The following is an 11938-nucleotide window of genomic DNA, read 5'->3' as shown; positions in this document are numbered from 1 at the left end:
GTTGTGCGCCAGTGAAAAGGCTGGGTGACGAGATTGTGTCTTGCGCGGGGGGTAATAGCCGGGATATGCAGTGGCCAATCTGGCCTCATCGCCGGCAAGCCGGCTCCCACAAGGGAGCGCAGCGCTGCCGAATCCTGGGTCAGTCCATCCTGTGGGAGCCGGCTTGCCGGCGATGAGGCCAGTACCGCCACTCCATTACTGCAACCAAGGCGGCGGTGGTTCTTCAGCCTTCACCGGCCCATGCTCGGCTTCAGCCAGGGCAGCGCGGCGGCGGGCATCATCCAAGCGCGCCGCTTCGATCTCGCGCATGACCCCACCCACGTCCGCTTCATGCTCGTCATCGGCGAATTCGCCGGTCAACGGGCTGTCGGCACGCAACTCACCCGCCTCGTACAGCGCCCACATTTCCTGGGCATAGCGGGTGTCTTTCAGCTCCGGGGCAAAGCGCCCGAAATAGTGGGCCATGTTCGCCACGTCGCGCTGCAGCATGCTGAACGCATGGTTGTTGCCGGCGGCATCCACCGCCTGCGGCAGGTCGATGATCACCGGGCCGTCAGGGCCCAGCAACACATTGAATTCCGACAGGTCGCCATGCACCAGCCCGGCACACAGCATCAGCACGATCTGGCGAATGACGAAGGCGTGGTACTCACGCGCCTCCTCGGCCTCCAGGTGCACGTCGTTCAGGCGTGGCGCGGCGTCGCCGTCGGCGTCGGTCACCAGCTCCATCAGCAGCACGCCGTCCTGGAAGTCGAACGGTTTGGGCACCCGCACCCCGGCACTGGCCAGGCGGAACAGCGCCGCCACTTCGGCGTTCTGCCAGGCATCCTCGGCCTCTTTGCGGCCGTACTTGCTGCCCTTGGCCATGGCCCGGGCCTGGCGACTATTGCGCACCTTGCGGCCCTCCTGGTACTCGGCGGCCTGGCGGAAACTGCGTTTGTTGGCCTCTTTGTAGACCTTGGCGCAACGTACCTGGGCGCCGCAACGCACCACGTAGACGGCAGCTTCCTTGCCGCTCATCAAGGGTCGCAGTACTTCGTCGACCAGTCCGTCTTCAATCAGCGGTTCGATTCGTTTTGGCGTCTTCATCAGGCTTGTGTTCGGGGTCCTGTCTGGCCTTATGGCTGGGTTGGCGGACATCCTCTCACAGCCTGATGCGACTTGCTCGTTTGTCTGCTCAGGCGGCTGCCCGCCGCTGCTCGATCATGTACCGAGCACGGTCGAACGCCCAGTTGTAGACCACCGTGTAGGGCAGAATGATCACGAAGAAGCCCAGCTCGACCATGAACGCCTGCCACAGCGAAATCTCGAGCATCCAGGCCGCCACTGGCAGGCACCACACCACCAGCCCTGCCTCGAAGCCCAAACCGTGAACGAAACGCGATAACGCCTTCCACTGGATGCGCGGGGTCACCACGAAGCGGTCGACCAGCGCGTTGTAAGCCATGTTCCAGGCCATGGCGATCAGCGAAAGCGTGACTGCCAGGCTACCGGCGGTGGCCAGCGACTTGCCCATGATCCACGACAACAGCGGCGCACACAGCAGCACGGCAAAGACTTCGTAGCCAATGGCATGCACCAGACGTTCGGTGAAAGCGGCTTTTTTCATGACAAATTCCATCCAGATAATGACCTCGTGCTTCACATTTTCTTTGATGGAACTGATACTCACCACATAGCACCTATCGGTTTTATCAATACCTATGCGCTACTCGCCCGAAGCCCTCGTTGCCTTTGTCGAAGCCGCCGCCCTCGGCTCGTTCTCCGCTGCGGCGCGCAAATTGCGCAAGAGCCAGTCGACCATCAGCATTGCCATCGCCAACTTCGAGGCGGATGTGGGTTGCCCGCTGTTCGACCGCGCAGGCCGCCACCCTACGCTCAACGCAGCGGGCCGCCAGGTGCTGGGCCACGTCGAGGCGATCCTCGATGCCAGCGCCAGGCTGGATGCCTTGGCAGTGCGCCTGGCCGGTCAGGTCGAGCCACTGGTGTCGGTGGTGATGTCCGACAGCTACAGCGTGACGTTCCAGGGCGCGGTGATAAGCCGCTTCGCCGCCAGCTACCCGCACACCGAGCTGCGCTGCGGGCCAGCCGAAGACGCCGACGTGATCGACATGATCCAGCAGGACATGGCGCACATCGGCATCCTCGCCGCACAAGCGCAGTACCCGGCCGACGTGGCCGTGGCACGCCTGCCAGAGCAGGCGGAGTTTGCGCTGTATGTCGGCACCGGGCACCCGCTGGCCACGCTGGCGGCAGTGCAACCGCAGCACCTGGAGAACGAGCGCCAGCTGTATATCCGGACTTACGCCCCCAGCCTGCACCGCGGGCGCGGCCAGGCCTGGTCGGCGCCCGACTACCTGACCTTGCTGGAATTCGCCGTGCGCGGCTTTGGCTGGGCCGAGCTGCCCAGGGCGCTGGTGTCGCGCTTCGGCAGTGGCCTGGTGGAATTGCCAGTGGCGGGTTACCCACGGCGCGTCGCCATGGATGTGGTCTGGTCACGCGGCCACCCGCTGGGGCCGGCTGGGCAGTGGCTGGTGCAGCAACTGCTCGAGCACACCTGATCAGGCAAGCAAGGCCTGAGCTAGACAATGCTGGAAGCTTTCCAGGAACACCGTCTCGGCCATGGTCATCCTCTGCTCCCTGTTCCAGAGCAAGTGCAAATCTGCGTTGACGATGCCTTCTGCAGGCGGCAACCGCCACAGCAGCCCCTTTTCCACATCTTCATGGAGGAGGTGTTCAGGCATGCAGCCTACTCCGTACCCCGCACAAACCAGCCGCTGAACTTCCTCTACGCTAGGAGACGATGCAACGATGCGCCCGGTGAACCCATGCTGGTCACGGAACATCGCAAGCGGCGACAGGTTGCCGCCCAACTGGTCGCTGACAAAACTCACGAAATTCTCCCCACGAAGCGACTCGAGCGTCACATCGCTGCGCCCAAATAATCGATGCCGCACGCCACAGAAGAACGCATAACGCTGGCTGACAAGTAGACGCTGCTCGAGCTTGGGCTGCGGAATGCGACACAGGCCGACGCCGGCTGTGGCCGTTTTCTGCAGCAAAGAGCTGATGATATCGGCGCTGCGCATGACATCGATTTCCAGTTCTACACGTGGATGCGCCTCGTGGAAATCGCCCAGGAAATCGTCGTAGAGCTGTGACTGCACCCGACTGACGCTCAGCACTCGCACCTTGCCTACTACGTCATCGCTTTCCTTTTCCACCGCGGCGCTGATGCGCGATACATCCCCATAAATATCGATGGCAATGCGCAACACTTCCTCCCCGGCAGCCGTAAGGTCAAAACGCGGACCACCTCGGAGAATGAGCGCGCAGCCGAGCTGCTCTTCCAGACGCCTCAGCGCCTGACTAACCGCAGACTGGGTCACGTGCAACCTGGCTGCAGCTCTGCTGATGCTGCCCTCTTGGCCAATCGCAAGGTAGGTACGCAGCAGGTTCCAGTCCAGGCGGTCGTTCAAGAATCGACGCCCTTCCCATTTGTTGACCAAAGCATCAGATCGTGAAGTTGGTGGATTCATTAAGTGACCTATTAGTAGCGGTGCTAATACGACGGATAAGAATTAGCAAATTGACTAATCATAGGCCCAAGGCGATAAATCTCGAAAGCGCCAACAGAGCGCGACCGGCTTAGCCAAACCTGCCCACCTGCCTATAACTCCAAGAAGGGCCTTGCATGCATACGTCAAAACAGCCGCGTCGTGCGGCGGCTGCCGCATTTGTCGGCACCACCATCGAGTTCTACGACTTCTACATCTATGCCACGGCGGCTGCGCTCGTGCTGGGTCAAGTGTTCTTCCCGAGCAGCAACCCCTTGCTCAGCACCTTGGCGGCATTTGGCACCTTCGCAGTGGGATTCGTTGCGCGTCCGTTGGCAGGCATGGTCTTCGGCCACTTGGGTGACCGTCTGGGCCGCAAGAAAATGTTGCTGGTCACCATGGTTCTCATGGGCCTGGCCACCACGGGCATTGGCCTACTGCCCAGCTACGCCAGCGCTGGCATCTGGGCACCCATCGGGCTGATTGCCCTGCGCATTGTCCAGGGGATCTCCGTCGGTGGTGAGTGGGGTGGTGCCGTCCTGATGGCCAGTGAACATGCTCCGGCCAAACGCAAAGTGTTCTACGCGTCATTCGCTCAGCTCGGTAGCCCAGCAGGCTTACTCCTTGCTCTCATCGCGTTCCGCCTGGTGTCTACATTGGAACCCGAAGAGTTCCTCAGCTGGGGTTGGCGCCTGCCGTTCCTGGCCAGTGGCGTGTTGATGCTGGTTGGCCTGGCAATTCGATTCGGCGTAGAAGAGAGCCCTGAGTTCCAAGCCGCCAAGGCCAAGCAAGAAGTCGTCAAATACCCGGTGCTGGAAGTGGTGCGTGACTGCTGGAGGCAGATCCTCTTTTCCGCCCTCGCAGTAACCATCGGCTCCGCAGGCTTCTTCTTCACCAACACCTTCATGATCACCTACGTGACCACCTATCAGGGTATCCCTCGAGCAACCATCCTCGACTGCCTGTTCCTGGTGACCATCCTGCAGTTCTTGACCCAGCCACTGGCCGCGCTGCTGGCTGAACGCATCGGCGAAGGCCGCTTCCTCAAACTGGTAGCCCTGCTGTGCATGGCTGTGCCCTACCCCATGTTCATGCTGGTCGGCACCCAGAACCTGGTGCTGATGACAGCCGGTATCGCCATGGCAGTTGTCACGCTCTCGGCTTTGTATGCGGTGATCGCCGGCTACATGACCCAAGCCTTCCCTGCCCACCTGCGCTATTCCGGGATCTCTCTGGCCTACCAGTTGATTTGCGCCATCGCCGGGGGCAGCACGCCGATCATCGGCACCCTGCTGGCCGACCGCTTCGCCGGCCAGTGGCTGCCACTCGCCGTGTTCTTCACCGCACTCTCCACGCTTTCCTTGATCGGCGTCTGTGGTCTCTCTCGCCTACGTGGCGAGCAGCAGCAACCCATCCCCGCCATCGCTCGTTAAATCAGGAGTTTTCATGAGCAAGCCGCACAACATCAGCGATGTCGAATGGCAGGCACGCTGCGAACTGGCCGCGCTGTACCGAATGGTTGCGCACTTTCGCATGACCGACTTGATCGACACCCATATCACCCTGCGTATTCCTGGGCCTGAGCATCACTTCCTGATCAACCAATACGGGGTGATATTCGACCGGATGCGTGCCAGCGACCTGGTACGCATCGACCAACATGGCAATGTCGTCGACCAGGCCAATGGCGAGCGCCGGGTGAACGCTGCTGGCTTCGTGATCCACTCAGCGATTCACATGGCACGACCGGACATGCACTGCGTGATCCACACCCATACCGCCGCCGGAATCGCCGTCTCGGCCCAGGAGCACGGGTTGTTGCCGATCAGCCAGCATGCATTGAAGTTCTACGAAAAGCTGGCGTACCACCAATACGAGGGCATCGCCCTGTCCCTGGATGAGCGTGAGCGCCTGATCGCCGACCTTGGCACCCACAAAGCGATGATCCTGCGCAACCATGGCCTGCTGGCCGGCGGCGCCAGTGTTGCCGAGGCCTTCCACGAGATTCACTTCCTGGAACGCGCCTGCCAGGCGCAAGTGCAAGCATTGGCCGGCGGCAGCAAGCTCATCTACCCCAGCGAAGAAGTGTGCCGCCACACCGCCGCACAGTTCCAACGCGACGAGTCTGCGCAAATCATCAGCCTGAGCTGGGACGCTGCCTTGACCTTGATCGAACAGCAACGCGAGTCGTACTGCTCATGAAGCCGCTGGTATTGCTTTCAACCGACCAAGCACTTCTGGGCCAACTGCAGTCTGCCTTCGCGCGCAGCGCTCCCCAGCTACACGTGGTGCTGGCCAACGATCCCGCTGCCCAGGAGGCACAGGTAGCCGCGTGCTGGTTCCCTCCCGCAGGCAGCCTCAGTGCCTTGCCCAACCTCAAGCTGATCCACTCGGTGGCTGCTGGTGTTGATCACCTGGCCAACGACTCGAGCCAGCCAGCATTGCCGGTGTGCAGAGTCGTAGATCCGGCTCACCGGCAAGGAATGGCGGAGTATGTACGCTGGGCGGTCATCCACTACCACCGGGACTTCGACCGAGCACTTGCCCAACAACAGCAGCAGGTATGGCAACGTCATCCCCAACGCCTCGCTGCCGAATACCGCATCGGTGTGATGGGGCTCGGTTCCCTGGGAGGCGCCATTGCCGGCGAGTTGGCCGAGGCCGGATATGCGGTCCGAGGTTGGTCGAGGAGTGCCAGGCAGCTGAACGGCGTGCGCACATTCGCAGGCGCTGGGGCGTTCGATCAATTCCTGGATGGCCTCGACCTGTTGATCAACCTGCTGCCGTTGACCGATGCCACTCGCGGCATTCTCTGCCAGAAAACCTTTGAAGCCTTGGCGCCGAACGCGGCAGTGATCAACTGCGGACGCGGGCAGCACGTGCAGGTGGATGACCTGGTCAACGCCATCAACAGTGGCCGACTGCGCGGTGCGCTGCTGGATGTGTTCGAAAAAGAACCGCTGCCATTGGACAGCCGCCTCTGGAGCACGCCGGGCATCGTCGTCACACCCCACATGGCCTCATGCGCGTCTCACGACTGCATTGCCCAGCAAGTGGCCGAGAACGCTCGGCGCCTGGCCTGCGCTGAACCCCTCCTGAACCAAGTAGACCCCGCGCTCGGATACTGATCCCACCGCCTGTTTGAGGACTCACATCATGCATACATGCAATGGCACACGGCTGTGGGACAGCCTCATGGACATGGCCAAGGTCGGCCCGACTGCCAAGGGCGGCAACTGCCGCCTGGCACTGTCGAAAGAAGACCGAGATGGACGCGAGCTGTTCGCGAGCTGGTGCCGCGAGGCCGGCATGAGCATCCATGTCGACGCGATCGGCAACCTGTTCGCCCGCCTGCCAGGCCGCAATGACGCCCTGCCCCCTGTGGTCATGGGCAGCCATCTGGACACTCAACCGAAGGGCGGTCGCTTCGATGGCATCTACGGTGTGCTTGCCGGCCTGGAAGTGGTACGCAGCCTCCAGGACAAAGGCCTGCAGCTTGAGCGCCCATTGGAAATTGCGGTGTGGACGAACGAAGAAGGCGCTCGTTTTACGCCTGCCATGCTCGGCTCCGCGGTGTTCACGGGCGAGCTGCCCCTCGCCCAAGCGCTGTCCAGCTGCGATGCTGAAGGCGTCAGCGTGGCCGAAGCGTTGGAACAAACCGGCTATGCGGGTGAGCTTGCTCTGGACCGTGAGTTCGACGCGTACTTCGAAGCACATATCGAACAAGGCCCAATCCTGGAAGATGCAGGCCTGCCCGTAGGCCTGGTGATGGGTGGACAAGCGATTTGCTGGCTGGACATCGAGATCAGTGGACAGGCCGCTCACGCTGGCACCACGCCCATGCCCTTGCGCCGCGACTGCCTGTTCGGCGTGGGAGAAATGATCACCGCACTCGAACAACTGTCACGCGACTTCGCACCCAAAGGTCTCGTTACCGTTGGCCAATTGCAGATCGCCCGCTCTTCCCGCAACACCATCCCTGGCCACGTGGCGTTTACCCTCGACCTTCGCCATCACGAAGACGCCGCCATCGCTGACATGGAAGCCAGCGCCCGTGCACTCATCGACCAGATCGCCACCAAGCGTGGCTTGCAAGTCCAGATCGACCGCCACTGGCTGAGCCCGGCCACGCCGTTCGACCCGGCCTGCATCGATGCAGTACGCGAAGCCATCGAAGGCCTGGGCTACCCGTACCAGCCAATCGTCAGCGGCGCCGGCCATGACGCCATTCACCTGGCCCGTCACTGCCCAACCACTATGGTGTTCATCCCCTGCGTCGGCGGCCTGAGCCATAACGAAGCCGAAGACGCCTTGCCCAACGACGTGACCATGGGCTGCGACGTATTGCTCAACGCCGTGCTGAACCGCGCCGACCGGCGCTGACTTAGCCAGATCCACCCAGGCGCCCAGCCAATTCAAGAAAGCTGGGCCCACGGGAACGCTTTGCCCAAAAACAAGAAATAGCCGCTCCATCTTCAGCTGCCAATAACAACCAGAACCCATCTTTCGGGAGAAAATGGCAATGACCAGCCCTGCGTACACCGAGGTTGCCAGCGCGCAACCACAACGCACCGCCGACATGAAAAAAGTCGCGGTCGCCAGTGTGATCGGCACCACCGTTGAGTGGTATGACCTGTTCCTTTTCGCCACGGCCTCGGCCCTGGTATTCAACAAGATCTTCTTCCCAGGCTTTGATCCCCTGGTAGGCACCCTCCTCGCTTTCGGCACCTTTGCTTCAGCCTATGGTGCACGCATGATTGGTGCCGCACTGTTCGGTCACTTCGGTGACCGCCTGGGACGTAAATCGATGCTGCTGATCTCGCTGCTGACCATGGGTGCGGCCACATTCGCCATCGGCCTGCTGCCAAGCTACGAGTCGGTGGGCATCTGGGCGCCGATCATGTTGCTGACATTGCGAATTATCCAGGGCCTGGCCCTGGGTGGGGAATGGGGCGGCGCTGTGCTGATGGCCGTGGAGCACGCGCCAAAACATCAGCGTGGGCTGTACGGCTCGTGGGTTCAGATCGGCGTACCGGCGGGTACGATGCTGGCCAATCTCGTATTCCTGATGTTCGCCACAACGCTGAGCAACGAACAGCTGCTGGATTGGGGATGGCGTGTCCCATTCCTGCTCAGTGTTCTGCTGATCGGACTGGGCTTGTACATCCGCCTGAACATCCATGAAACGCCGTCGTTCAAAGCAGTAGAGAACAAAGGCACCCAGGTCAAAGTGCCTCTCTTCGAAGTGTTCCGCAAATACTGGAAACAGGTTGTCCTGGGTGGCGTGGCAACCATGTCCACTGGCACCTCCTACAACCTCATTGTGGCCTTCGGGCTCACCTACGGCACCCAGACCTTGGGCTTCACACGGGGCGAAATGCTCACGGTGGTGCTGGTTTCCTGTGCAGCCTGTATCGGCATGCTCCCGTTCTTTGGGTCACTCTCCGACCGGATCGGACGTAAGCCGATCATCATCGGCGGGATCATCGCTGAGGCACTCGTGGCCTTCCCAATGTTCTGGCTGATGGACACCAAAGTGTTGGGCCTGGCCTTCGCCGGCTACTTCCTGATGATGACTGCATTTGCGGCCAACTACGGCCCCATCGCCACCTTCCTTGCCGAGCTGTTCGGCACTCGAGTGAGGTATTCAGGGCTTTCGATCAGCTACATGCTTTCCGGCCTGCTGGGGAGTGCCGCTACCCCTCTGGTCACCACCGCGTTGCTGTCTTGGACTGGCACCGGCTCATCGATTGCGTGGTACATGATCGGCTCGGCAGCAGTCTCTCTGATCGCTCTACTGCTACTCACCGAGACCTTCGAACGGGATATCGATCAAGCACGGCAGTAAGTCCGTGCCGTACCCCCGAAATGCTCGCCTTTGGAGCGGGCGCTTCCCAGTTCCGTTTGTAGAGTTTTCACGATGAAAAACTACCTGATGAGTGCCGGCGTATTCGCCCTCTCTCCTTTCGCTCAGGCTGACCTGGTGGCAGACAGCCATGCAAATCTTGGTCTGCGAAATTTCTACTTCAACAACGATTTCCGCGATCAAGCTGGCAGCCTTGGCCAGAGCAAAACCGAGGAATGGGCACAAGCGTTCGTACTCGATTTCAAATCTGGCTATACCAATGGCCCAATAGGCATAGGCTTGGATGCTTTGGGATTGATGGGCGTGACGCTTGATAGCGGGGATGGTCGCCACCGTGGCAGCAGCATGATCCCCGATGACGGCTCGGGCGCGGCTCAACAGTGGAGCCGCCTGGGCCTGACACCCAAGCTGAAAGTCGCCAACACCGAATTGCGATACGGCACGCTGATGCCCAAGCTTCCGGTGCTGACCTACAACGATGGTCGCCTGCTGCCCCAAACGTTCGAGGGGGCGCAGATCACCTCCACCGACCTGGATGGCCTGACGCTAACTGGCGGGCGCCTGAACCGTGCCACGGGTCGCGCCTCCAGTGACCGCACTGGATTGGCGGTAGCGGGAGGTTCCCGTGAGAGCGACCAGTTCCTGTTCGCGGGTGGCGACTACCGGCTCGGCAAGCAACTCACGGCGCAATACTACGTTGCCAACCTCGAGGACTATTACACCCAGCACTTCGTAGGCCTCACCCACACGCTTGCGCTCCCCGAAGGCCAATCGCTGCGGACTGATCTGCGTTACTTCCGCACCGTCGCCGATGGAGCCAACGACTCCGCTGCTGGTCGTGCAAGTGGGTACCGCGTGGGGGGCTACACCGAGGACGGTGACGGCAAGATCGATAACCACACCTGGAGCGCCGCGCTGACCTATTCCGTCCAGGGCCACGCGCTGATGGGCGGCTATCAGGAGGTGTCGGATGCAAGCAACTTCGTCCAGCCGAATCAGGGCTCCCTCAGCGGCAAGGGCGCAGGGGGTGCCAGTGTCTACCTCTACACCGACCGGATGCTCGCGAGCTTCAACCGAGCAGGCGAACGTACCGCGTTCGCCCAGTACAGCTACGACTTCGCCGCTGCCGGCGTACCTGGCCTGAAGTTCTCCCTGATGTACCTCAAGGGTGACGACATCCGCACCACCAGCGCAAATGACGCGAGCGAATGGGAGCGGGATATCGGCCTGGACTATGTCGTGCAGGCCGGTGCGCTCAAAGGCCTCGGCCTGGCTTGGCGCCACGGGTTGCTGCACTCCGAAATCGACCCCAACCAGGAACAGAACCGACTCATCGTCAGCTACACCCTGGCGCTTTTCTGATTTCTGACCCAGTGCTGCCGGCGAGCCGGTGGCACTCTTTCGCTCCAAGGAGTTCTCAATGCAACGCATCCACAGCGCCCCTGGCACTATCAGCCCGGTAGGCCCGTATTCCCAAGCCGTGGTCAGCGGCCACTTGGTGTTCACCGCCGGCCAGATCCCATCACTGGGCAGCCTGGAAGAGCAGCCCGACAATTTCAAAGACCAGGTCAGGCAGACCTTCGCCAACCTTGCCGCGATCCTCGAAGCGGCGGGCTCCAGCCTGTCCCACATCGTCAAGGTCAACGCCTACCTGACAGACCCCGATCAACTGGTGCCCTTCAATGAGGTGTACAAGGAAATCCTTGGCCATGCACCACCCGCTCGTACAACCGTCTGCGTGCAGTTGTGGGGCGTGAGCCTGGAAATCGACTGTATAGCCGAGCTGGTCGACATGGAGCGTGGGCAATGACCGACAACGATCTGATCGCAAAGCTGCGAGAAGTCAGCTTCGCCACACTGGGCCACTTCCTCGAACGAGGGTTCGTCAGCCATGAGATCCGCGCAATGGTACCGGGCGGACGCATTGTCGGCCGGGCAGTGACGTTGCGGCTTGCACAGCCGGATGCCATCGCAGTCAATCGCGCCCTGGTCTCCCTGCAGCCAGGCGACGCTCTGGTGATCGACATGGCGGGTGACCATGCCCACGCTTGCGTTGGCGCCGTCACGCAGTTCGCGGCTCGCTGCGCAGGTGCAGCCGGCATCATCGTTGATGGCGTAGTTACCGACATCAACGAACTGCGTGCCTGCCAATTACCGGTCTTCGCCCGCGGCACCACGCAGCTGACTACCAAGCTGATCGCAAGCGCCGCAAGCCAGGTGAATGTAGCAGTGAACTGCGCTGGTGTTACGGTGAATCCAGGCGACCTTGTGTTGGCCGATGACAACGGTGTGCTCATCTTGCCAGCAGGAGAGCTGGCAACCGTAATAGACAAAGCGCTGCATGCCGATCTTACTGAGCCCGATTTACTGGCGCGGCTGCGCGATGGTGAACCGCTCTACGAGGTGCTGATTACAAGTACTGGAAACGACTAGACCCGCCGCACTGCGGGTTCCAGCGCTAGGTTGTCAATCATGAAGCCGCCATGGCCGATGGGAGGCCAGCGCCCAGGAGGGG

At 61.3% G+C, this 11938-nt stretch carries 12 protein-coding genes; 9 read left to right on the top strand and 3 right to left on the bottom strand.

The window, feature by feature from the left end; translation table 11 throughout:
- Nucleotides 1-195: 195 nt before the first annotated feature.
- Together ABEH27_RS08285 and ABEH27_RS08280 are read right to left on the bottom strand one after the other, a co-directional pair.
- The gene (locus ABEH27_RS08285; RefSeq protein WP_346613095.1) at nucleotides 196-1089 is read right to left on the bottom strand and encodes a PA4780 family RIO1-like protein kinase; all 894 of its coding nucleotides are present in this window, start codon (nucleotides 1087-1089) and stop codon (nucleotides 196-198) included.
- Nucleotides 1090-1177: 88 nt separating this feature from the next.
- Complete coding sequence (locus tag ABEH27_RS08280) at nucleotides 1178-1609, bottom strand: multidrug/biocide efflux PACE transporter (protein WP_346613094.1); 432 nt, start codon at nucleotides 1607-1609, stop codon at nucleotides 1178-1180.
- Between the two features lie 94 nt (nucleotides 1610-1703).
- Between ABEH27_RS08280 and ABEH27_RS08275 the strand changes: the two genes are divergently transcribed.
- Nucleotides 1704-2561, top strand: a complete 858-nt coding sequence (locus tag ABEH27_RS08275; RefSeq protein ID WP_346613093.1) for a LysR family transcriptional regulator — start codon at nucleotides 1704-1706, stop codon at nucleotides 2559-2561.
- Here ABEH27_RS08275 and ABEH27_RS08270 read toward each other — a convergent pair whose 3' ends face one another.
- Nucleotides 2562-3539 (bottom strand): LysR family transcriptional regulator, encoded by a 978-nt coding sequence (locus tag ABEH27_RS08270; protein WP_346613092.1) that lies wholly within the window; start codon nucleotides 3537-3539, stop codon nucleotides 2562-2564. It lies immediately after the preceding gene.
- Nucleotides 3540-3694: 155 nt separating this feature from the next.
- On the opposite strand from ABEH27_RS08270, the gene ABEH27_RS08265 reads away from it, so the two are divergent.
- The 8 genes from ABEH27_RS08265 to ABEH27_RS08230 all read left to right on the top strand — a co-directional run bounded on the left by ABEH27_RS08265 (nucleotide 3695) and on the right by ABEH27_RS08230 (nucleotide 11856).
- On the top strand, nucleotides 3695-4990 hold the full coding sequence (locus tag ABEH27_RS08265) for an MFS transporter (protein WP_346613091.1): 1296 nt from the start codon (nucleotides 3695-3697) through the stop codon (nucleotides 4988-4990).
- Between the two features lie 13 nt (nucleotides 4991-5003).
- A complete protein-coding gene (locus ABEH27_RS08260; RefSeq protein WP_346613090.1) occupies nucleotides 5004-5759 on the top strand; it encodes a class II aldolase/adducin family protein in 756 nt (251 codons plus the stop codon).
- Complete coding sequence (locus ABEH27_RS08255) at nucleotides 5756-6685, top strand: glyoxylate/hydroxypyruvate reductase A (RefSeq protein WP_346613089.1); 930 nt, start codon at nucleotides 5756-5758, stop codon at nucleotides 6683-6685. The genes ABEH27_RS08260 and ABEH27_RS08255 overlap by 4 nt, the downstream gene beginning before the upstream one ends.
- A gap of 28 nt (nucleotides 6686-6713) precedes the next feature.
- Nucleotides 6714-7940 (top strand): Zn-dependent hydrolase, encoded by a 1227-nt coding sequence (locus tag ABEH27_RS08250; protein WP_346613088.1) that lies wholly within the window; start codon nucleotides 6714-6716, stop codon nucleotides 7938-7940.
- A gap of 139 nt (nucleotides 7941-8079) precedes the next feature.
- Nucleotides 8080-9405, top strand: coding sequence for an MFS transporter (locus ABEH27_RS08245; protein ID WP_346613087.1), 1326 nt, complete (start codon nucleotides 8080-8082; stop codon nucleotides 9403-9405).
- Between the two features lie 72 nt (nucleotides 9406-9477).
- Nucleotides 9478-10785: an OprD family porin gene (locus tag ABEH27_RS08240; RefSeq protein ID WP_346613086.1), complete on the top strand. Its 1308-nt coding sequence runs from the start codon at nucleotides 9478-9480 to the stop codon at nucleotides 10783-10785.
- A 58-nt stretch (nucleotides 10786-10843) separates the two neighbouring features.
- Nucleotides 10844-11233: a RidA family protein gene (locus ABEH27_RS08235; RefSeq protein ID WP_346613085.1), complete on the top strand. Its 390-nt coding sequence runs from the start codon at nucleotides 10844-10846 to the stop codon at nucleotides 11231-11233.
- A complete protein-coding gene (locus ABEH27_RS08230) occupies nucleotides 11230-11856 on the top strand; it encodes an RraA family protein (RefSeq protein WP_346613084.1) in 627 nt (208 codons plus the stop codon). Before ABEH27_RS08235 ends, ABEH27_RS08230 begins: the two co-directional genes overlap by 4 nt.
- The last annotated feature ends 82 nt before the right edge of the window (nucleotides 11857-11938 follow it).

Origin of the sequence: Pseudomonas sp. P39-UII1, from assembly GCF_039672635.1 — a bacterium.
GTDB lineage: Bacteria > Pseudomonadota > Gammaproteobacteria > Pseudomonadales > Pseudomonadaceae > Aquipseudomonas.
This window is presented reverse-complemented; position numbering and strand designations above follow the sequence as displayed.

What these genes read in the sequence shown, in the direction of transcription:
- ABEH27_RS08270 (WP_346613092.1), bottom strand. Translation starts at nt 3,539, where the DNA reads ATGAATCCACCAACTTCACGATCTGATGCTTTGGTCAACAAATGGGAA.
- ABEH27_RS08250 (WP_346613088.1), top strand. Translation starts at nt 6,714, where the DNA reads ATGCATACATGCAATGGCACACGGCTGTGGGACAGCCTCATGGACATG.
- ABEH27_RS08275 (WP_346613093.1), top strand. Translation starts at nt 1,704, where the DNA reads ATGCGCTACTCGCCCGAAGCCCTCGTTGCCTTTGTCGAAGCCGCCGCC.
- ABEH27_RS08245 (WP_346613087.1), top strand. Translation starts at nt 8,080, where the DNA reads ATGACCAGCCCTGCGTACACCGAGGTTGCCAGCGCGCAACCACAACGC.
- ABEH27_RS08255 (WP_346613089.1), top strand. Translation starts at nt 5,756, where the DNA reads ATGAAGCCGCTGGTATTGCTTTCAACCGACCAAGCACTTCTGGGCCAA.
- ABEH27_RS08240 (WP_346613086.1), top strand. Translation starts at nt 9,478, where the DNA reads ATGAAAAACTACCTGATGAGTGCCGGCGTATTCGCCCTCTCTCCTTTC.
- ABEH27_RS08260 (WP_346613090.1), top strand. Translation starts at nt 5,004, where the DNA reads ATGAGCAAGCCGCACAACATCAGCGATGTCGAATGGCAGGCACGCTGC.
- ABEH27_RS08285 (WP_346613095.1), bottom strand. Translation starts at nt 1,089, where the DNA reads ATGAAGACGCCAAAACGAATCGAACCGCTGATTGAAGACGGACTGGTC.
- ABEH27_RS08265 (WP_346613091.1), top strand. Translation starts at nt 3,695, where the DNA reads ATGCATACGTCAAAACAGCCGCGTCGTGCGGCGGCTGCCGCATTTGTC.
- ABEH27_RS08230 (WP_346613084.1), top strand. Translation starts at nt 11,230, where the DNA reads ATGACCGACAACGATCTGATCGCAAAGCTGCGAGAAGTCAGCTTCGCC.
- ABEH27_RS08280 (WP_346613094.1), bottom strand. Translation starts at nt 1,609, where the DNA reads ATGAAAAAAGCCGCTTTCACCGAACGTCTGGTGCATGCCATTGGCTAC.
- ABEH27_RS08235 (WP_346613085.1), top strand. Translation starts at nt 10,844, where the DNA reads ATGCAACGCATCCACAGCGCCCCTGGCACTATCAGCCCGGTAGGCCCG.